Here is a 19426-nt window from a genome sequence, read left to right on the forward strand (position 1 = left end):
TTGTCTGAGGTTGTCATGCTCCGCTCCCGTCATCTGCTCGGCGCATTCGTCGCCACCACGCTGCTCGCCGCTCCCGCGCTCGCCAAGGACGCTGCGCCCCTCATCGGCGTCGGCGCGCAATACGACACGACGCATGTCTATGTCGCGCCCGACGATGTCGAAAAGTTCGTCACCAGCTTCCTGGCCACCTTCGGCGGCCAGAGCACCAAGCAGGTCGTCGCGACGGTGACGCCGACGCCGAGCAGCACGACCTCGCAGCTGTTGCAGACGCCGGTCGGCACGGTGTCGCTGTTCGGCTTCAAGACTCCGATCCCATATCCGTTCGGCGCCGAGCGCACCGGCTATCTCGTCACCGACATGGACGCCGCCATCAAGGCGGCCAAGGCCGCCGGCGCCGACGTCGTGGTCTCGCCGTTTCCCGATCCGATCGGCCGCGATGCCGTGATCCAGTGGCCGGGCGGCGTCAACATGCAGCTCTACTGGCACACGACCAAGCCGTCCTATGCGGCGTTCGAGACGGTTCCGGAGAACCGCGTCTATGTCTCGGCTGATCGCGCCGAAGCCTTCACGCGCGCCTTCCTGCGCTTTGCGAAAGGCAAGGTCGTTTCCGACGAGGCCAAGGCGCCCGGCGTCGAGATCGGCCGTCCCAACGATCGTTACCGGCGCATCCGCATCGAGTCGGTGTTCGGCCGCATGACCGTACTCGTCACCGACGGCCATCTGCCATATCCGTTCGGCCGCGAGATGACCGGCTATGAGGTCGCCGATCTCAAGGCCACGCTCGACAAGGCCAAGGCGTCGGGCGCGACCGTGCTGGTCGAGCCCTTCACCGCCGACAAACGCGAGCAGGCGCTGGTGCAGTTTCCCGGCGGCTATGTCGCGGAGATCCACGCGCTGGTAAAGTAACCCGACGGGGACACGCGTGGGGATGGGTCAGGCACTGACGAGGACGGCGGCCGCTGTTGCGATGATCGCAGCGTCGTGCGTCGTGGCCGTCGCCGATGACGCCCGTCCCGCCATCCGCACCAACCGCTGGCAGGAGGATTGGTCCGTTCTTGCCAATCCGGCGCTGCGCACGCAGCCGTTCGATCCGATCAAGTACATTCCGCTGCAGGCCGGCGTGCCGCAGAGCTACGTCTCGTTCGGCATGACCCTGCGCGAGCGGTTCGAGAGCCTGGACGCGGCGAGCTTCGGCATCGGCGGCGCCAAGCCCGATTCCCACGTCCTGCAACGGCTGCAGATCCATGCCGACGCGCATTTCGACGAGCACTGGCAGGCCTTCGTCCAGCTTGAGGACGCGAGAGCCTTCGGCAAGGCGAACATCACCTCGGTCGACCAGAACCCGCTCGACCTCCGGCTGGCTTTCCTCGCCTACGTCAACACGACGGAGCAGGGCACGTTCAAGGCCCGTGTCGGCCGGCAGGATTTCGACTTCGACCTGCAGCGCTTCGTCTCCTCGCGCGACGGGCCGAACGTGCGCCAGTCCTTCGATGCGCTGTGGGGCGACTGGGAGAGCGGTCCCTGGCGCTTCATCGGCTTCGTCAGCCAGCCGGTGCAGTACAATCTGGTGCGGCCGTTCGACGATACGTCCAACGGCAAGTTCCTGTTCCATACCTTTCGCGTCGAACGCCAGGTGCTCGGCACCAACGAGCTGTCGGCGTACTACTCCTACTACCAGCGCGATAATGCCCGCTTCCTCGACGCCGCGGGCCTCGAGCAGCGCCACGTGCTGGACCTCCGCTTCGCCGGCAAGCTCGCCGGCTTCGACTGGGATCTCGAAGCCATGGGGCAGGCGGGCTCGGTCGGCGCCAAGCAGATCCGCGCCTGGGGCGCCGGCGCGCGCGCCGGCTACACCTTCGCCGATGTCGCCTGGCAGCCGCGCATCGGCCTGCAGCTCGACGGCGCCTCCGGCGACCGCCGTCGCGGCGACGACAGGATCGAGACCTTCAATCCGCTGTTCCCGAACGGCTACTATTTCTCGCTCGCCGGTTTCACCGGCTACACCAACCTGATCCACCTCAAGCCGTCGCTGACGGTGAAGCCCACCGCCGCGCTGTCGTTCATGGCCGCGGTGGGCCTGCAATGGCGCGCGACGGCGGCGGACGCGATCTACGTCCAGCCCAATGTCGCGGTCACCGGCACCGCCGGGCAGGGCAGTCTGTGGTCCGGCGCCTATGCGCAGCTGCGCGCCGACTACCGCTTCAATGCCAACCTCACCGGCGCGATCGAAGCCGTGCACTACGACATCGGCGATACGCTCCGCCGCGCCGGCGGCCACGATTCCGACTACATCGGCGTCGAGCTGAAATACGCGCTCTGACGAAGGAAGGCAGAAACACCATGGCAACCACCGACTCGCGCATCGTCCCGCTGCTGCTCAGCGTCAATGCCGGCTATGTCGACACCGCCGGCTTCCTGGCGCTGCAGGGCCTGTTCACGGCGCATGTCACCGGCAACTTCGTCACCTTCGGCGCGGCGCTGGCGCTGGGCACGTCGGGCGCGATCGCAAAGCTGCTGGCGCTGCCGGTGTTCTGCGTCGTCGTGATCGCGACGCGGCTCACGGGCACGCTGCTGTCGCGCCGATGGTCGCGCGCCTTCGAGATCCTGATCGCCGTCAAGCTTGTGTTACTCGTGCTCGGGGCCGCGCTCGCCATCCATTTCGGCCCGTTCCACAACGGCGACAGCCACGAGGCGATCCTCACCGGCATGGTGCTGGTGGCGGCGATGGCGATCCAGAACGCCGTGCACCGGATCCATCTGCCGACCTCGCCGCCCTCCACCCTGATGACCGGCACCACCACGCAGGTGATGATCGACATCGCCGACAAGATCTATGTCGGCGACAAGGGCCAGGCGCCGCCGCCCGCGCGGCTGGTGCAGATGGCGGTCAATGTCGCGGCTTTCGCGCTCGGCTGCGGCGCGGCCGCGCTGCTGTTTGTCAGGCTCGGCAGCTGGTGCTTCGTGATCCCGCCTGTTGTCGCTGCGCTGACGCTCGTCGCGCGCATGGCTGGTCCGCCGCCGGCGCGCTGAACTCCAGCTCGTCATCGCGGCCAGCCGATCCGATCGTGCCTATGATTGGATGACGGAAATTTTAGGGTCTGCTCACGAAAAGTTATCGATCCAGAAGCGGGGCTCCGGGCTTGCCTGTTGAGATCCGTTCTCTATTTTAGAACGGAACAGTTTCGTTCTTTTCGGAGCGCCGCAATGGCCGTCCAGTCGTCCACCACCGAGTCCACGCCGCCCTCCAAGCCTTCCGATCCGGCCATCCCGGCGCGCGAGCGCGCGTTGAAGCAATGGCGCGGCGATGCCGTCAAGGAGCTCCGCCGCGAGGCCGATCGGGAAACGCATCAGCCGGATGAGACTGCTCCCGCCCCGGAGGGGCAGAGCGAGCAGGCCGACAAGCCGCGCCGTGGCGTGCTGCGGCGGCATCCGGTGGGGGCGGCGCTGGGGCTCGTTCTGCTGCTGGCCGCCGCGACCGGAGGCTACGTCTATTACGACGCGACGGGCCATTTCGAGAGCACCGACGACGCCTTCATCGCGGCCCGCCAGTTCTCGATCGCGCCGAAGGTCTCAGGCTACATCACTGCGGTTCCGGTCACCGACAACCAGCACGTCAAGGACGGCGATGTGATCGCCCGCATCGATGACCGCGACTACAGGACGGCGCTGGCGCAGGCCGAGGCGCAGGTGCGATCGGCGGAGGCCGCGATCCACAACATCGACGCGCAGATCGCGGTTCAGCAGGCGCAGATCACCGCGGGCCAGGCCCAGGTCGAGCAGTCGCAGGCCGGGCTGACCTTCGCCCAGCAGCAGGCTGACCGCTACCAGCAGCTCGCCCGCACCGGCTCCGGCACCGTGCAGAGCGAGCAGCAATATACCTCGCAGCTTCAGCAGGCGAAGGCCGGACTGACCTCGGCGCAGGCCAACCTGCAGGTCGCGCAGCGGCAGCTCGAGTCGCTGAAGGCGCAGCGCGAGAGCGCCGATGCCAATCTCGCCCAGGCGCAGGCGCAGCGCGACCAGGCGCAGCTCAATCTGTCCTACACCACGGTGACCGCGGCGCAGCCGGGCCGTGTCGTCAACCTCAGCGCCGCCGACGGCCAGTTCGCCGCCCAAGGCACGGCGCTGTCGATGTTCGTGCCCGACGAGGTCTGGGTCACCGCCAATTTCAAAGAGACTCAGCTCGACCAGATGCGTCCCGGCCAGCCGGTGACCCTCGAGATCGACGCCTATCCGGAGCGCGAGATCCGCGGCCATGTCGCCAGCGTGCAGTCCGGTTCGGGCCCGGCGTTCTCGCTGCTGCCGCCGCAGAACGCGACTGGCAACTACGTCAAGATCGTGCAGCGCGTGCCGGTGAAGATCGACATGGACGATCCGCCGACCGATGTCGCGCTCGGCCCAGGCATGTCGGTGGTGCCGACCGTGCGGGTCGATCCCAAGCCCTCGCTCTATGAGCGGCTGAAGGCCGTGCTGTAAGAGGTTCGCCATGAGTGAGGCTGCTGCTCCCTCCGCGCCGCGCGCCGGCAGTCCGTGGATCATCGCGGTGCTGGTTGCGCTCGCGACCTTCATGGAGGTGCTCGACACCACCATCGCCAACGTCGCGCTGCCCTATATCGCGGGCGGCATGGGCGTCAGCCAGGACGAATCCTCCTGGGTAGTGACGACCTATCTCGTCTCCAACGCGATCATCCTGACCGCGTCGAGCTATCTCGCCAAGCGCCTGGGCCGCAAGACCTTCTTCATCATGTGCCTCGGCCTGTTCACCCTGAGCTCGGTGCTGTGCGGCTTCGCCTGGAACCTCGAGGTGCTCTTGCTGTTCCGGATCCTGCAGGGGCTCGGCGGCGGCGGCATGGTGCCGGTGGCGCAATCGATCCTCGCCGATTCCTTTCCGCCTGAGAAGCGTGGCCAGGCGTTCGCGCTGTTCGGCGTCGCCGTTGTCGTCGCGCCTGTGGTCGGTCCGACGCTCGGCGGCTATCTCTCGGACAATGCCTCCTGGCACTGGTGCTTCCTGATCAACGGTCCCGTCGGCGTCGCCGCGATGGTGCTGATCGGGCTGATCCTCAAGGAGCCGCAGGAGGTCACCGAGGAGCGGCGCAAGCAGGCGCATGGCTTCGACGTCGTCGGCTTCATCCTGGTCGCGACCTTCCTTGGCGCGCTCGAACTGATGCTCGATCGCGGCCTGGAGGACGACTGGTTCGACTCGCGCTTCATCGTGATCACTGCCGCGGTCTGCGTCACCGCCTTCATCGCCATGATCCCGTGGGAGATGAACCAGAAGAACCCGACGGTCGACGTGCGCATGCTGGCCTCGCGCCAGTTCGGCGCCTGCTTCCTGGTGATGCTCGCGACCGGCGCCATCCTGCTCGGCACCACGCAGATGCTGCCGCAGATGGTGCAGCAGGATTTCGGCTATACCGCCACCTGGGCCGGCCTCGTGCTGTCGCCCGGCGGCCTGGTCACCATGGCCATGATGTTCGCGGTCGGGCGGCTTTCCGGCAAGGTACAGCCGAAATACATGATCATGACCGGCGCCGCCGTCGTGGCGTTCGCGATGTATGACCTGACGCGGGTCTACGCCAATGTCGACTTCTGGTTCTTCGCGGAGTCCCGCATGCTGATCGGCATCGGCCTGCCGCTGATCTTCCTGTCGATCACGACCGCGTCCTACAACGGCATTCCCCCTGAACGAACCGACCAGGCCTCGGCGCTGATCAACGCCGCGCGTAACACCGGCGGCTCGATCGGCGTGTCTCTCGCCGCCAATATCCTCGCGCATCGCGGCCAGTTCCACCAAAACCGTCTCGTCGAGGGCACGATCCCGTCGAACCCGGCCTATCAGGACACGCTGAACCAGGTGACCAACTACTTCGCCGCCCATGGCAGCTCGATGGTGCTGGCGAAGCAGCAGGCGCTGGCCTGGATCGGCCAGACCGTGCAGATGCAGTCCTCGCTGCTGGCCTATGTGGATGTGTATTGGGCGCTGATGCTGATCTCACTTTCGGCGATTCCGCTGGCGCTGACCTTGCGCAAGGTGAAGCTCGGCGGCGGCCCGGCGATGGCGCATTGAGAGGGAATTGGGATCTCGGCTGTCATTCCGGGGCGATGCGCAAGCATCGAACTACGTTGCGCAGTTGCGCACCTGAGAATCTCGAGGTTCCGGGTTCAGCCCTGGCGGGCTGCCCCGGAATGACGATGGCCTCCTGACTCTCGCTCCCGCTTCCCGTCATTCCGGGGCATTCGCGCGCAAAATGGCGAAGCCATTTTGAGGCAGCGCGAATGAGCCCGGAATCCATACCCACAGGCCGTTATGTTGGGCGAGAGCGGCAGTGGTCGGAATGTCGGTACGCCATTGATAGTCGTGGTGATGGATTCCGGGCTCGCGCTACGCGCGCCCCGGAATGACGGAGGAGAGCGTTCGATGGTAGGGTGGGCAAAGGCGCTGCCGTGCGCTCTCCACCAACGCCGGCGACAAAGGCGCCGTGCACACCGTTTGCTGATGAGTTCGCCGATGCACGGTAGACACGCTGCCGCCTTCGGCGGCTGCTTTGCCCACCCTACAAGGCGAGCTCACACCGCTTCGTCCGCGATCCCGTTCCGCAGCAGCCCGATCTTGTCGATCTCGACCTCCACCACATCGCCCGGCTTCATCCACAGCGGGGGCGTGCGGCGGGAGCCGACGCCGCCGGGGGTGCCGGTGGCGATGACGTCGCCGGGCTCGAGCCGGGTGAAGGACGAGCAATATTCGATTTGGCGCGGGATATCGAAGATCATCTGGCTGATCGTCGCCTCCTGCACCACCTCGCCGTTGAGCCGCGTCTGCAGCCTGAGCGGGCCGAGATCGTCGATTTCATCTGCTGTGACGAGCCACGGGCCGAACGCGCCGGTGTCGGGGAAATTCTTGCCCGGCGTGAACTGATGCGTGTGGCGCTGGAAGTCGCGCACGCTGCCCTCGTTGTAGCAGGCATAGCCTATGATGTGCTGGAACGCCTCGGCGCGCGGGATGTAGCGGCCGGGCTTGCCGATGATCACGGCGAGCTCGCCCTCGAAATCGAGATCGGTCGAGACGCGCGGCCGGATGATGTTCGACAGATGCCCGGTCTGGCTGTTGGCGAAGCGGCCGAACACGGTGGGGTTCTCGACCTCGGAGCGGCCGGTCTCCTTGCGGTGGGTCTCGTAGTTCAGGCCGATGCACAGGATCTTGTCGGGGTTCGGGATCACCGGCAGGAAGGTGATGGCCGAGAGCGGATGCCGGCTGGCGCCGGAGGCCGCCGCAGCGACCTCCTTCAGCGCATCGGCGGCGATGGCCGATTTCAAGTCGGGAAAGCGATCGCGCAAGAGGACGCCGAGATCGGCGATCTCATCGCCTTCCACCAGTCCCCAGGACGGCGTGTTGTTGATGGTGAAGCTTGCGAATTTCATGGGATGTCCTCTGGTCAGGTCGAGACCGCCGCGATGGCGGAGGGGGAGGCTGGTTCCTGCGCCGTCCGCGCGAAGCGCGCGATGGTGCGCTCCGGGAAGATCAGGGCGAAGGCGGAGATGGCGCCGACGATGAGCACGCCGGCGGTGAAGGTCATGGCATGGGCGTAGCCGAGCGGCGCGTTGGGGCCGGCCTCACCGACGATCCAGCCGGTGAGCGCATTCGAGATCAGTGCGGAGGCGGCGTTGCCGGAATAGATCACGACGATCAGGCGGCCGCGCTGCACGGCCGGCGCGATGGCGCCGAGCGCGACCGGGCCGAAGATCGTGGTGAGGCTGGGGGCGGCGAAGGCAATCGCAACGCAGGCGAGCTGCAGCGGACCCGACGTGACGATGCTGAGCAGCAGCGCGCAGCCGGCGGCGAGCAGCGCAAGGCCCGAGGCATGGCCGAGGCAGGCGCGCAGGCTGAAGCCGCGCCGCTGCAAATATTGCGTGAGCCAGGAGCCGCCGAGCAGCAGGGGCGACTGGAACAGATAGATGCCCGAAATGATCCAGCCGACATCGACCTGCTTGTAGCCGAGCCCGAGCTGCAGATATGGCGGCAGCCAGGTCGCGGACATGCCGACGATCCAGTACGACGCGGTCGACATGATGATGACGCCGATCACCGTCGCATCGCCCCACAGCACGCGCGCGGGCAGCGCCTTGTCCTTTGCAGTCGCAGCCTCCGGCGCGTGGGCCGAGTAGGGGCCCTCGCCGCCGACGAAGAACCAGCCGACCATCCAGGCGAGCCCGAGCAGGCCGCAGAACAGGAAGCCGGTGCGCCAGCCATAGTTGACGATGACATAGGTCAGGATCGGACCGCCCGCCAACAGACCGACGCTGATGCCCTGCAGCACCACCGCGCTCGGCACGCTGCGCTTATCCGCTGGAAACCAGTTGTAGCAGGCATGCAGCGCGGTCGGCAGGCCCGGGCCTTCGCCGGCGCCGAGGATGATGCGGCAGATCACCAGCACGGCGATCGAGCTGGAGAAGAAGATCGGAAGCTGCGTCGCCGACCAGATGCCGGCCATGATCAGCAGCAGCCATTTCACCGGGAAGCGCCCGACCACGAACATGCCGACCGCCATGCCCGACAGCGAGAACAGCAGGAAGAAGCTGCTGCCGATCAGGCCGAAATCCTTCGGGCTCAGGCCCAGCTCCTTCATCATCGGCACGGCCGACAGGCCGAACACCAGCTTGTCGAAGAAATTCAAGGTCTGGAACAGGAACAGCATGATGAGGACGGCGATGGCGCGTCCTCCTGCCGATCCGGTCGTGGCTCCCGTTGGTGTCGTCATGGCGCTTCCCCGTGTGATGTTGTTGTTTTGATTAGTTCAGTCGGTCGTTCAGCTCGCTCAGTAGCGCGGCAAGTTCCGGAGCGTCCTTGGCGACGCCGTAGACGTAGTGGTCGGGCCGCACCAGCGCGGCGTGGCAGCCGTGGCGCTCGAACCAGCGTTCGACCACGCCGCTTTCCTCCCGCAGGCCGCCGCCGCCGATGGCGATCGCCCTGATGTCGGACGGCAGGGCCGGAGCGTTCAGCGCGCGGCCGTCGAGCACGAGGCGCCAGCCGCTGCCAGCGACCGTGTCGAGCAGTGCGCGGCCGCCGTCGCCGACAATCCAGGGCTGCGGAAACAGCGTGCCGTTGGCGGCGTTCGGCTTCGAGGCCAGCAACCCCGTCGTGAGCGGCGGCACGATCTCCTGCCGGGTGATGGTGCGTGGCGCGCCGCCGCCTTCGGCGAGAATGCGTTCGTCGCGCGCTGCCGCGGCGACCGGATCCTGCTCGCAGATGACGCGGCCGATCGCCTTGATGCGCGTGGTGAGCTCGCGCACATGGGTGCTGCGTTCGGCCTCGTAGCTGTCGAGCAGCGTGTCCCGCGACTTGCCGCGCAGCACGCGGATCAGCTTCCAGCTGAGGTTCGCTGCATCGCGCAGGCCCTGGCACATGCCCTGGCCGATGAAGGGCGGCTGCTGATGCGCGGCGTCGCCGGCGAGCAGCACGCGGCCCTGCCGCCAGCGGCTCGCGACCAGCGCGTGGAAGCGATAGCTCGCCGCGCGCCACAGCTCGCCATCCTCGGGAGAGAGCCAGGGCGACAACAGGCGCCAGACCTGATCCGGCTGCTCCATTGCATGGCGGTCCTCGCCGGGGCGGAGCATGATCTCGAAGCGGCGGTGATTGCCGGGCCCGATGATGTAGGTCGTCGGCCGCGCCGGATTGCAGAACTGAGCGGCCGTCTTTGGCAGCTTGCCGGCGCCTGTCACGTTGACGCGCAGGTCCACCACCAGCCACGGCTCGTCGAAGTCGAGATCGTCGAAGCGGATGCCGAGTGTCTGGCGAACGGTGCTGGAGGCACCGTCGCAGGCGATGACGTAGTCGGCGCTGACCTCGCGCGTCGAGCCATCCTCTCGCTGCAGCACGACGGTTGCCGCGTTCGCATCCTGCCGGACGTCGATCAGCGTGGTGCCGAGTTCGACCGTCACCGAGGGACAGGCGGCGACGCGCTCGCGCATCACCTGCTCGACCGGCGGCTGGGTGAACACCATGCTCGGCGTGTAGCCGAGCGGGTAGGGCTCGCCGACCATGTCGATACGGCGGATCAGCTGCCCCTGCGCGCCGAAATGCTCCGAGGCGGGGAACGGCGCGACGTAGCGGCTGACCTCACCGGCGATGCCGAGATTGTCGAACAGCCGCATGATCTCGTGGTCGAGGGCGATCGCACGCGGCTTGTCGTAGATCTCGCGGGCGCGGTCGATCGCGAGCGTGGAGATGCCCGCGCGGCCGAGCAGGCTGGCTGCGACGGCGCCGGTCGGACCGAAGCCGATGATGACGACCTGATGATGTTCTGCTGACATGACGCTGGAAGCTCGTAGCTGGGACTGGGATCAGGCGGCGAAGCCGACCGCGAGCTGCGCGGCCTTGACGTGATCGGCCTTGGGCGGCGCGATGCCCCATTGATCGGTGCGGCCGGGCGGCCAGACCCAATGCTCCGGGCCGTGCACGACATAGTCGTCGTCGACCTGCAGCACCTCGGCGGTGTATTCGATGACGGTACCGACGGGATCGATGAAGTAGGCGAACACGTTGTCGCCGGGCCCGTGGCGGCCGACGCCCCAGGCGATCGGATAGCCGGCATCGATCATGCGGCCGGCGCCGCGCATCACGCCCTCCCAGGTCGGCATCAGGAAGGCGACGTGGTTGAGGCCGTCGACCTTGGCGTTCGCGATGACGACGGCATGGTGGTCGGAATTGCAGCGGACGAAGGCCATCGCCGCCGAGCGATCCGTCAGCTGGAAGCCGAGCGCCTTCTCGTAGAACGCGGCGGTGCGGTCGACATCTTTGCTGTTGAGATTGACGTGGGCGAGGCGCTCCGGCAGCTCCGGCAGCGTTGGCCTGGCCTCGTGCCTGATGTCGCCATGCACGAAGCGCAGCACGCAGCCCTCGGGGCTGCGCAGGCTCAGGATCACGCCGCCATCGGGCGCGGCGTTCGGTGCGGCGGCTGCGATCAAGGTCGCGCCCTGATCAAGCGCGTTGCGCGCGACGGCGTCGAAATCGCTGGCGTCGGCGACACGGAACGTCACCGCCTTCAGCTCGGTGCGGTCGCTCCGGTGCAGCGCGACGACGTGATGGTCGCTCCCGGTCGCGCGCAGATAGACGACGCCATCGGCCGTCGCGACCCGCTCCAGCCCCCAGACTTCGCGATAGAACGCCTCGGACCGGCCGAGATCGGACGTGCCGAGGTCGACGCTGCGCAGAGCCGTGACCGGAAATCGGGTCATGGACGAGTCCTCCGGCGCGATCCCTGGCAGGAGCGCGCGATGCTTTTTGCTTTCGGCCGGCGAGGCGGCTGAGCTCTTTTATTACATAAAAAATTGAAATCAATCATAATTTATAAATTTTATGTTTCGAGACCAAGCTCTATACATGAGCGGCGATTCCGAGGGAGATCGAAATTGGACGCGGTGATCGAGGCCGACGGGCAGGGCCCGTCGACCCAGGCAAGCCATGTGTATGACCGGCTGCGCGAGGACCTGCTGTCCGGGCGGCTGGCACCGTCGCGCAAGCTACAGATGCGCTTCCTGACCGAGACCTATCAGACCGGGCAGACGCCGCTGCGCGAGGCGCTCAACCGCCTCACCGCCGACGGGCTGGTCGAGGTGCGCGAGCAGCGCGGCTTCTACGTCAAGGACATCAGTCGCGCCGAGCTCGCCGAACTGACCAAGACGCGCTGCTGGGTCGAGGCGCTGGCGCTGCGGGAGTCGATGAAGGCGGCAACGCCGTCCTGGGAGGAACAACTGGTGCTGGCGCAGCATCGCCTCAGCCGCGCGCCGCGCTCGCTCAGCGCCACGACGTTCGAGGACAATCCGGAGTGGGAAAAGCTGCACCGGATCTATCATCGCGTTCTGATCGCAAATTGCGGCTCGCAGTCTCTGATCGGATTCTGCGAGCAGCTCGCCGACCAGCTCTATCGCTACCGCCGGCTCTCGATCCGCAAGGCGTTCCCGTCACGCGCCGTCGGCGACGAGCACGCCGCAATCGTGCAGGCGGTGCTGAACGCCGATGTCGAGGGCGCGGTCGCGCTATTGACCGCGCACTACCAGCGCACGGCCGACGTCATCCTGCAGGACGAGACGATCTTTCCGGAGCTGAAGGCGAGGGGCGGGGAGAAATAGGTGTTGCGGCATCTGCCGGAGTGCCAGCTCCAGCGCGACGCCTAGCGCATCTCCAACATCGTGAGTGATGTGCCGGCTCTCTCCCCTCGTCATTCCGGGGCGCGCGCAGCGCGAGCCCGGAATCCATAACCACGCCTGTCGGGCGTGGTCCACGCTTTCCGCCACGCGCATCTCGCACCTCATCGCAGCCTGTGGCTATGGATTCCGGGCTCGTTCGCGCTGCTCCAAAATGGCTGCGCCATTTTGCGCGCGAACGCCCCGGAATGACGGCGGCTGGGTGAGGGGCCGTTTACGTTCCGCGCGATCAGCTGGCGAAACTATCTACTTTTACGTCGCCGCCGACAGGAAAAAATCCACACGCCCTTCCACATAGGCCTGCGCTTCCTTCTTCAGCGCGCGCATGTCTTCGCCGAGCAGGGCGCGGAACAGCATCGAGAACACGACGAGATCGATGAAGATCTTCGCGGTCTCCCCGATCCTGTCGGCTGCGAAGGCGCCCTTGCCGTAAAGTCCTTCGGCGCGGGCCAATTCGGCGATCGCTTGGCCGACATTGCGCGTCGCGCGCTCGCGCGCCGAATCCTGGATCTCCAGCGTCAGTTCGGGGAAGCGCGGGTTCTCGGCGATCGCCGTGCGCATCAGGCCGATGGTCTCGCCGACGAAGGCGCGCTCGATCAGCGTCAGCGCTAGGTTGACGAGGCGCGCGCGGAAGCTGCGCCCCTGCGGCACCAAATTCTCATATTGCGTGTTGTTCGCCGCTTGGCGGGCGATCACCGCCGCGAACAGCGCCGCCTTGCTGGGGAAGCGCGCGTAGATTGTCGGCTTGCCGGCCCGCGCGGTCTGCGCGATTTCGTCGACGCTGGCGCCCTCGAAGCCGTGGGCGAGGAACACCGTCTTGGCGGCATCCAGGATGCGCTCCTCGACCTCGCCGGCACGTTCGAGCGAGGGCCGTCCGACCTTGCCGCGCGCCGTCTTGGAAGCAGCCATCCGTTCCGCCATCGCCTTCTGTCGTGCTCCTCGTGGGGGTCCGCCTGTTTGGCACAGCGGCCGCTTCTGATCAATCAAGCCGGCTGCCGCGGGTTCAGTACGGCTTGCGGAATATCGGCTTGCCTCGAGGGGTCTCACACTCCAGACTGCGGAAAACACCTGGGGGAAACCATGCATCGGACGTCTGGCTGGGCGCTGCTCGCCTTCTTGGCCGGCCTCGCGGCCGCGCCGCTCGCTCACGCCGACACCGTCGTCCTGAAATCGGAGCTGAAGGCCGCCAACGAGGTGCCGCCGAACGCGAGTACGGCCTCGGGCACCGCGGAGGCAACCTTCGACATCGCGACCAGGACGCTGACCTGGAAGATCACCTTCTCAGGTCTCAGCGGGCCGCCGATCGGCGCGCATTTCCACGGCCCGAGCGAGCCCGGCAAGACCGCCGGCATCGTGCTGCCGTTCAAGAGTCCGGAGCCGCCGATCACCGGCGCGGCGGCGCTCACCGAGGCGCAGGCCGCCGATCTGCTGGCCGGGAAGTGGTACGCCAACATCCACACCCAGGCCAACCCGGGCGGCGAGATCCGCGGCCAGATGATCAGGCAGTAGTTGGACGAGCGCGCTACGCCGCCAGCTCCGGCTTGGTCACGCGGCCGGCCGGAGCCGCGATGCGCCGCATCTCGAGGAACTGCTTGAAGCGGTCGAGCGACAGCGGCGGGGCGACCAGATAACCCTGGCCTTCCTCGACGCCGCAGGCGATCAGTGCGTCGACCTGCTCCTGATGCTCGATGCCCTCGGCCACGACGGACATGTCGAGCTCGCGCGCCAGCGCCACCAGCATCTGCACCACCACGACCGCCGACTGGTCGCGCGTGATCGCATCGACGAAGAACTTGTCGATCTTCAGGATGCGCGCGCCAAGCCGCTGGATGGTGGAGAGCCCGCTGTGGCCGATGCCGACGTCGTCGAGCGCGATGCGGAAGCCGAGCTCGCTGAGCTCCTTCACCACCGTCGTCGCCTTGGTGAGGTCGGCGAGTTCCTCGCGCTCGGTGACCTCGATCACGACCTGGCGGGTCGAGACCGAGGAGGAGGCGACAACCTTGCGCAGCTCCTCGATGAAGCCGTCGCCGAGCAGATGGCGCGGCGTGATGTTGACCGACATCTTGAACAGCTTGTCCTGCTTCATCTCCGGCTGCAGTTCGCGCAGCGCGGCCTTCAGGATCTGCCAGGTCAGCTTCTCGATGCGGCCGGTGTTCTCGGCGAGCGGGATGAAGCTCATCGGCTGGATCACCCGGCCGTCGGCTCGCTCCCAGCGCGCCAGGATCTCGCAGCCGACGATATCGCCGGTCCTCAACCGGAAGGTCGGCTGCAGATAAGGCTTGAACTCATGGGCCGCGAGCCCGCGGTCGAGTTCGGCGACCGGATCGACCGGCCGGTTCAGGTAGCTCGCGAGCAGCAGGCCGAACAGGCCTCCGAGCACGCCGGCGGCGAGCATGGTCAGGAGATAGGCTGTCTCCTGCCGCGCGCTCAGGCCGTGCGGCCGGACATGGATCGTGGCCTGCAGCGGATAGCGGTCGGATACGGTGGTGAAGGCCACGGATTGCGCCGACGGCCTCGCCGCTGCGCCTGGATGATAGCCGGCGACCTGCTCGCCGTCCGGCAAAGTGAGCGTAATGGTGCTCTCGCCGCGCAGACCGACCGGCATCACGTCGAGCAGATTGCCGTCGATGCGCAGGATCGCCGCCAGCGATGTCGAGGCGTCGATGTCGCGCATCACCGCGAACGCGGCGCCCGTGAACTGCTCGACCCGGAACAGCCGCAGCTCGCCGTCGGTCGACTTGAACATCTCCTCCTGCCGCGCCCAGCCATTGTCGAATTCGAGCGTCTCGGGATAGGCCGCGCACAGCACCGAGCCGTGCCGATCGACGGTGCGAATGTCCTTGACGATCGTTCCTTGATAGACGCTCAGGCGCAACGCCTGCAGCGCGAGGGCGCTGCAATCCATCGGCCCCTTGGCGATCAGGCGGTTGAGGATCGCGCCGGCGGAATCGATCGCGGCCTCGGAACGGCGCAGCGCCACCTTGCTGAGTTCGCTGAGCTGCCGTGTCGTCTGGCCGCCGATCAGTGCGGTCACGGCGAGATCGGCGCCGGCCAGGAAGATCCCGACACAGGCGGCCACGGCACCGACACGAAGCATGTGTTTGCGTTGCAACGCCATCGTGTCGTGAACGTCCCCCGTATGATCACGGGTTATCGTTTCGTCGAAGTTTCAACTTTCCGTATATGCGCGCCGTCCTGCCGGGCCGCGGCGCCCGACCGGTGCGGAAGCCCCGAAAGCTGGTTAAGAAAGTCTGAAGGACCGGCTCACGCCGCCTTGTCCGGCGCGCTGCCTGGCACCGCCGTTTCGGCGCGCTCGGCCGCGAGCAGCATCAGGGCTGTCAGCGCCGACAGGCTGAGGCTTGCCGAGACGATCAGCACGCCGCGGCCGAGCGCGTCGATCAGCAGGCCGAACAGCAGCGGCGCGAACGCCTGGCAGATCCGCGACGGCGCGCCGATCAGGCCGAGCCGGTAGGCGTAGTTGGCGGGGCCGAAGATCGCGAGCGGCAGCGTGCCGCGCGCGATCGTGAGAATGCCGTTGCCGGAGCCGTGCAGCAGCGCGAAGGCCGCCGCGGCGCCGCCGCCGAACAGGCCGATGGTCAGCGCGCCGAGCGGGTGGGTGACGCAGGCGAGCCGCGCCGAGGCCAGCGGATGGAAGCGGCTGAGAAAGCCGGCCTCGAACACCCGCGCGGCGACCTGCGCGGGACCGATCATCATGCCGGCGAACAGCGCCTGCGCCGGCGTCGCGCCGAACGATTCCATCAGCCGCGGCAGATGCACGGCCATCGCCGCGGTCACGGTCCAGGCCGCGGCCATCGCAAACGCGATCAGCACCATCGGACGGTCGAGCGGGATGTTCGGCTTGCCCGTGGGCAGGTCGCCGGGAGCGATCGCGGTGGCGCGCGGCAGCGACAGATTGAGCGGCAGGCCGATGACGAGATGCGCGATCGCCCAGGCGAAGCAGGTCTCGCGCCAGCCGATCGTGGCGAGTCCCCAGGTGCTGAGCGGCCAGCCCACAGTGGAGGCAAAGCCTGCGATCAGCGTGATGCCGGTGATCGCGCCGCGCGCGTCCTTGCCATAGATGCGCCCGAGCGCGCCGAACGCGGCGTCGTAGAGGCCGAGGCCCATGCCGACGCCGAGCCACAGCCAGGCGATCGCCATCACCCAGAGGGAATGCGACAGGCCGAGCAGCGTGAGCCCGATCGCCAGCACGATATTGGAGGCGCACAGCACCTGCCGGCCGCCGACGCGATCGATCTGCCGGCCGATGCGCGGGCCGAGCAGACCGGAGATGATCAGCGAGGCCGAGAAGGCGGCGAAGAACCAGTTGTCGGAGATGCCGAGATCGCGCGCGATCGGGTCGGCGAGGATCGCCGGCAGATAGTAGCTCGATCCCCAGGCCAAGGTCTGGGCGGTGCCGAGAGCGATGACCACGCCCAGCCGTCGTGCCTGCATTCTCTACAACCTCTCGTTCGCGCTTTCGTCAGGAGCAGCCGCAGCCGCTGCGGCCCGCCGCCTTGGCCTTGGCGTCATCAGCGCAGCAACTGTCTACCTCCGCCGGCGCCGGTCCGCCACAGCAGCCGGACAGGGCTGCAATGCTCTCCAGTCCGCCGCGCGTGCAGACGCCGGTCTCGGGCAGTTGCAGCTCGACGCGCGCGGCCGCGGCCTTGTCGCCGGCGATATCCGCGGTGATCGAGCGCACCTGCTCGTAGCCCGTCATCATCAGGAAGGTCGGCGCGCGGCCATAGCTCTTCATGCCGGCGAGATAGAGGCCGGGCTCGTCGGCCTGCGCCAGCTCGCGGGCGCCGTGCGGCCGCACCGTGCCGCAGGAATGCTCGTTCGGATCAATCAGCGGCGCCAGCGCGACCGGCGCCTCGATGGCGGGATCGAGCCGCAGCCGCAGCTCCGACAGCAGCGAGAGATCCGGGCGGAAGCCGGTGGCCACGATCAGTTCGTCGGCGTAGACGCTGCGATCGCCACTCGCGATGATCTGCAGCCGTCCATCGTCGCCGGCGATACGGCTGACGTGAAATCCGGCCTCGACGCGGATGCGCTCCGAGCGCACCAGCGCGGCGAAGGCCATGCCGAGCTTACCCCGCGCCGCGAGCTGGTCGGCGCTGCCGCCGCCGAACGATTTGGCGGGATCATCTGCCCGCAGCAGCCAGATCGCCTGCGTGCCCGGCGCCTCCTCGGCCAGGGCTGCGAGCTCGATCAGGGTGCCGATCGCGGAATGCCCGGCGCCGAGCACGGCCGTGGTCTTGCCGGCATAGCGGTGGCGCTGAGCGCCACTGACGTCGGGCATGCCATAGGCGATGCGCGATGCATGCTCGGTCTCGCCGAGCGCGGGCAGACCATTGCCGCCGGCGGGATTGGGCGAGAACCAGGTGCCGGAGACGTCGATCACCGCATCGGCCTGCATCGCCGCACAGCCTTTGCCGTTGCGATACCGCAGCTCGAACGGCGCGGTGCTGCGGCCCTTCGACTTGGCCTTGTCGAAGCCGACACGGCTGATCGCGGTGACGCGGTGCGAGGTCCTGATCACATCGCGCATCGCGCTGCGGGTCGCCAGCGGCGCCAGATAGCTCTCGATCAGTTCGCGGCCGGTCGGGTAGACCTCGGGATCCGGCGAATTCCACCCCGTACCCGCGAGCAGCCGCGCCGCCGCCGTATCGACATTGTACTTCCACGGCGAGAACAGCTGGACATGCTGCCACTGCCGCACGGCGTGCGCGGCCTCGGGACCGGCTTCCAGCACGACCGGCCGCAATCCGCGCTGCAGCGCATGGGCCGCCGCGGCGAGCCCGACCGGGCCCGCGCCGATGATGGCGACCGTCTTGGAGTCCGACATGACTGACCTCCCATATTTCTAGAATGATCGAATTATTCGACAAATCGTCAGGCGGCCGTGCTCGCGGCGCCGCAGCCGCGCTCCTCGACGCAGCATTCCGAGACGAGGAAGCCGAGCAGCGCGCGCATCACGTCGTATTCCGCATGACAGACCAGGGTGGTGCCCTCGCGCAGCTGCGAGATCAGCCCGACCGCGACCAGCGTCTTGACGTGATGCGACAGGGTGGACGCCGGGATCTTCAGCCGCTCCTGCAGCTTGCCCACGGGCATGCCGGCATGTCCGGCGCGCACCAGGGCGCGGTAGATCTTCAGGCGCGTGGTGTTGCCGAGGGCTTCCAGGCGGGCGGCGGCGTCATCGAGCTTCATGATCGCAGGATGCGGCAGAGCAGCGCCGGGAGTCAAACGATATTTCTAGAATATTGGAAATAAGCTATGACCGGTTGCCGGGTCCGCCGACCTGCCGGCTTGACGCCCCCGCAATATATCGATAATTCTGGATATATGGAAAACGAACAAGCCGTTCTGGCGCTGGCCGCGCTGGCGCAACCGACGCGGCTGCAGGCCTTCCGCACCCTGGTGCAGCACGAGCCCGAGGGGCTGCCGGCGGGCGAGCTCGCGCGCCTGCTCGAGGTGCCGCAGAATACGCTGTCGTCGCACCTTTCGGTGCTGGCGCGGGCCGGCCTCGTCGGCTCGACCCGGCACAGCCGCTCGATCGTCTACCGCGCCGATCTCGCGGCGTTTCAGCAGGTCGCGCTGTTCCTGCTCAAGGATTGCTGCGGCGGCCGCCCCGACATCTGCGCACCCGTGATCGAGAGCCTCACGCCGTGCTGTCCGCCGAAGCGGAAGGAGAAGAGCCGTGCCTGATCGCATCTACAATGTTCTGTTTCTCTGCACCGGAAACTCCGCGCGCTCGGTGCTCGCCGAATCGATCCTGCGCAAGGACGGCGCCGGCCGCTTCCGGTCGTTCTCGGCCGGCAGCACGCCGAAGGGCGCGGTGCATCCGCTGGCGCTCGAACTGCTCGCGCGCATGGATTATCCGACCGAGGGCATGCGCTCGAAGAGCTGGAGCGAGTTCGCCGCCGCCGGCGCGCCGGCGATGGATTTCGTCTTCACCGTCTGCGACAACGCCGCCGGCGAGGCCTGCCCGCTGTGGCCGGGGCAGCCGATGACCGCGCATTGGGGCATCGAGGATCCCGCGGCCTTCGAAGGCTCGGAGCTGGAGAAGCTCGCGGCGTTCACCACCGCCTTCCGCTATCTGAAGAACCGCATCGGTGCCTTCATCAACCTGCCGCTCGATCGCATCGACCAGCTCTCGCTCGCGACGCGGCTGCGCGAGATCGGGGCCGGCGAGGGCGCCACCTCGTCCCGCTCCGACGTGGCCTGA

General features: G+C 67.4%; 18 protein-coding genes. 9 read left to right on the forward strand and 9 right to left on the reverse strand.

The window, feature by feature from the left end:
* Positions 1-15: 15 nt before the first annotated feature.
* The 5 genes from ACQR1Y_RS29200 to ACQR1Y_RS29220 all read left to right on the forward strand — a co-directional run bounded on the left by ACQR1Y_RS29200 (position 16) and on the right by ACQR1Y_RS29220 (position 6064).
* Positions 16-906 (forward strand): glyoxalase, encoded by an 891-nt coding sequence (locus ACQR1Y_RS29200; protein WP_434879102.1) that lies wholly within the window; start codon positions 16-18, stop codon positions 904-906.
* Positions 907-928: 22 nt separating this feature from the next.
* Positions 929-2320: an alginate export family protein gene (locus ACQR1Y_RS29205; RefSeq protein ID WP_434879103.1), complete on the forward strand. Its 1392-nt coding sequence runs from the start codon at positions 929-931 to the stop codon at positions 2318-2320.
* Between the two features lie 20 nt (positions 2321-2340).
* Entirely contained in the window at positions 2341-3030 is a 690-nt protein-coding gene (locus tag ACQR1Y_RS29210; RefSeq protein WP_315779560.1) for a YoaK family protein, read from the forward strand.
* A gap of 174 nt (positions 3031-3204) precedes the next feature.
* Entirely contained in the window at positions 3205-4473 is a 1269-nt protein-coding gene (locus ACQR1Y_RS29215; protein ID WP_434879104.1) for an HlyD family secretion protein, read from the forward strand.
* Between the two features lie 10 nt (positions 4474-4483).
* Positions 4484-6064, forward strand: coding sequence for a DHA2 family efflux MFS transporter permease subunit (locus tag ACQR1Y_RS29220; RefSeq protein ID WP_434879105.1), 1581 nt, complete (start codon positions 4484-4486; stop codon positions 6062-6064).
* A 500-nt stretch (positions 6065-6564) separates the two neighbouring features.
* Here ACQR1Y_RS29220 and ACQR1Y_RS29225 read toward each other — a convergent pair whose 3' ends face one another.
* From ACQR1Y_RS29225 to ACQR1Y_RS29240, 4 genes are read right to left on the reverse strand one after another with little or no spacing between them, the layout of a single operon-like run.
* The gene (locus tag ACQR1Y_RS29225) at positions 6565-7416 is read right to left on the reverse strand and encodes a fumarylacetoacetate hydrolase family protein (protein ID WP_434879106.1); all 852 of its coding nucleotides are present in this window, start codon (positions 7414-7416) and stop codon (positions 6565-6567) included.
* Between the two features lie 14 nt (positions 7417-7430).
* The gene (locus ACQR1Y_RS29230; RefSeq protein WP_434879107.1) at positions 7431-8753 is read right to left on the reverse strand and encodes an MFS transporter; all 1323 of its coding nucleotides are present in this window, start codon (positions 8751-8753) and stop codon (positions 7431-7433) included.
* 31 nt (positions 8754-8784) lie between these two features.
* Positions 8785-10305 (reverse strand): bifunctional 3-(3-hydroxy-phenyl)propionate/3-hydroxycinnamic acid hydroxylase, encoded by a 1521-nt coding sequence (locus ACQR1Y_RS29235; protein ID WP_434879108.1) that lies wholly within the window; start codon positions 10303-10305, stop codon positions 8785-8787.
* Between the two features lie 30 nt (positions 10306-10335).
* The gene (locus tag ACQR1Y_RS29240) at positions 10336-11229 is read right to left on the reverse strand and encodes a VOC family protein (RefSeq protein ID WP_434879109.1); all 894 of its coding nucleotides are present in this window, start codon (positions 11227-11229) and stop codon (positions 10336-10338) included.
* Between the two features lie 174 nt (positions 11230-11403).
* Here ACQR1Y_RS29240 and ACQR1Y_RS29245 point away from each other — a divergent pair, with 174 nt between their 5' ends.
* Entirely contained in the window at positions 11404-12123 is a 720-nt protein-coding gene (locus tag ACQR1Y_RS29245; RefSeq protein WP_434879110.1) for a GntR family transcriptional regulator, read from the forward strand.
* Positions 12124-12450: 327 nt separating this feature from the next.
* On the opposite strand, the gene ACQR1Y_RS29250 is transcribed toward ACQR1Y_RS29245, so the two are convergent.
* The gene (locus ACQR1Y_RS29250) at positions 12451-13107 is read right to left on the reverse strand and encodes a TetR/AcrR family transcriptional regulator (protein WP_434859549.1); all 657 of its coding nucleotides are present in this window, start codon (positions 13105-13107) and stop codon (positions 12451-12453) included.
* A gap of 171 nt (positions 13108-13278) precedes the next feature.
* Here ACQR1Y_RS29250 and ACQR1Y_RS29255 point away from each other — a divergent pair, with 171 nt between their 5' ends.
* A complete protein-coding gene (locus ACQR1Y_RS29255; protein WP_434859550.1) occupies positions 13279-13707 on the forward strand; it encodes a CHRD domain-containing protein in 429 nt (142 codons plus the stop codon).
* A gap of 13 nt (positions 13708-13720) precedes the next feature.
* Here ACQR1Y_RS29255 and ACQR1Y_RS29260 read toward each other — a convergent pair whose 3' ends face one another.
* From ACQR1Y_RS29260 to ACQR1Y_RS29275, 4 genes are all read right to left on the reverse strand, one after another.
* Positions 13721-15295, reverse strand: a complete 1575-nt coding sequence (locus ACQR1Y_RS29260; RefSeq protein ID WP_434879111.1) for an EAL domain-containing protein — start codon at positions 15293-15295, stop codon at positions 13721-13723.
* 167 nt (positions 15296-15462) lie between these two features.
* Entirely contained in the window at positions 15463-16650 is a 1188-nt protein-coding gene (locus ACQR1Y_RS29265; protein WP_434879112.1) for an MFS transporter, read from the reverse strand.
* Between the two features lie 28 nt (positions 16651-16678).
* A complete protein-coding gene (locus ACQR1Y_RS29270; RefSeq protein WP_434879113.1) occupies positions 16679-18043 on the reverse strand; it encodes an NAD(P)-binding domain-containing protein in 1365 nt (454 codons plus the stop codon).
* A gap of 47 nt (positions 18044-18090) precedes the next feature.
* Entirely contained in the window at positions 18091-18408 is a 318-nt protein-coding gene (locus ACQR1Y_RS29275) for an ArsR/SmtB family transcription factor (RefSeq protein ID WP_434879114.1), read from the reverse strand.
* Positions 18409-18543: 135 nt separating this feature from the next.
* Here ACQR1Y_RS29275 and ACQR1Y_RS29280 point away from each other — a divergent pair, with 135 nt between their 5' ends.
* Positions 18544-18906: an ArsR/SmtB family transcription factor gene (locus ACQR1Y_RS29280; RefSeq protein ID WP_434859555.1), complete on the forward strand. Its 363-nt coding sequence runs from the start codon at positions 18544-18546 to the stop codon at positions 18904-18906.
* Positions 18899-19426, forward strand: a complete 528-nt coding sequence (locus tag ACQR1Y_RS29285; protein WP_434879115.1) for an arsenate reductase ArsC — start codon at positions 18899-18901, stop codon at positions 19424-19426. Before ACQR1Y_RS29280 ends, ACQR1Y_RS29285 begins: the two co-directional genes overlap by 8 nt.

Source organism: Bradyrhizobium sp. HKCCYLRH3099, from assembly GCF_051167855.1.
Taxonomy (GTDB): domain Bacteria; phylum Pseudomonadota; class Alphaproteobacteria; order Rhizobiales; family Xanthobacteraceae; genus Bradyrhizobium.

Bases quoted from the DNA above. Each gene is read 5' to 3' on its own strand.
- ACQR1Y_RS29230 (WP_434879107.1), bottom strand. From the start codon at position 8,753: ATGACGACACCAACGGGAGCCACGACCGGATCGGCAGGAGGACGCGCC.
- ACQR1Y_RS29200 (WP_434879102.1), top strand. From the start codon at position 16: ATGCTCCGCTCCCGTCATCTGCTCGGCGCATTCGTCGCCACCACGCTG.
- ACQR1Y_RS29210 (WP_315779560.1), top strand. From the start codon at position 2,341: ATGGCAACCACCGACTCGCGCATCGTCCCGCTGCTGCTCAGCGTCAAT.
- ACQR1Y_RS29250 (WP_434859549.1), bottom strand. From the start codon at position 13,107: ATGGCTGCTTCCAAGACGGCGCGCGGCAAGGTCGGACGGCCCTCGCTC.
- ACQR1Y_RS29255 (WP_434859550.1), top strand. From the start codon at position 13,279: ATGCATCGGACGTCTGGCTGGGCGCTGCTCGCCTTCTTGGCCGGCCTC.
- ACQR1Y_RS29260 (WP_434879111.1), bottom strand. From the start codon at position 15,295: ATGCTTCGTGTCGGTGCCGTGGCCGCCTGTGTCGGGATCTTCCTGGCC.
- ACQR1Y_RS29235 (WP_434879108.1), bottom strand. From the start codon at position 10,305: ATGTCAGCAGAACATCATCAGGTCGTCATCATCGGCTTCGGTCCGACC.
- ACQR1Y_RS29270 (WP_434879113.1), bottom strand. From the start codon at position 18,043: ATGTCGGACTCCAAGACGGTCGCCATCATCGGCGCGGGCCCGGTCGGG.
- ACQR1Y_RS29240 (WP_434879109.1), bottom strand. From the start codon at position 11,229: ATGACCCGATTTCCGGTCACGGCTCTGCGCAGCGTCGACCTCGGCACG.
- ACQR1Y_RS29205 (WP_434879103.1), top strand. From the start codon at position 929: ATGGGTCAGGCACTGACGAGGACGGCGGCCGCTGTTGCGATGATCGCA.
- ACQR1Y_RS29280 (WP_434859555.1), top strand. From the start codon at position 18,544: ATGGAAAACGAACAAGCCGTTCTGGCGCTGGCCGCGCTGGCGCAACCG.
- ACQR1Y_RS29225 (WP_434879106.1), bottom strand. From the start codon at position 7,416: ATGAAATTCGCAAGCTTCACCATCAACAACACGCCGTCCTGGGGACTG.
- ACQR1Y_RS29265 (WP_434879112.1), bottom strand. From the start codon at position 16,650: ATGCAGGCACGACGGCTGGGCGTGGTCATCGCTCTCGGCACCGCCCAG.
- ACQR1Y_RS29215 (WP_434879104.1), top strand. From the start codon at position 3,205: ATGGCCGTCCAGTCGTCCACCACCGAGTCCACGCCGCCCTCCAAGCCT.
- ACQR1Y_RS29220 (WP_434879105.1), top strand. From the start codon at position 4,484: ATGAGTGAGGCTGCTGCTCCCTCCGCGCCGCGCGCCGGCAGTCCGTGG.
- ACQR1Y_RS29275 (WP_434879114.1), bottom strand. From the start codon at position 18,408: ATGAAGCTCGATGACGCCGCCGCCCGCCTGGAAGCCCTCGGCAACACC.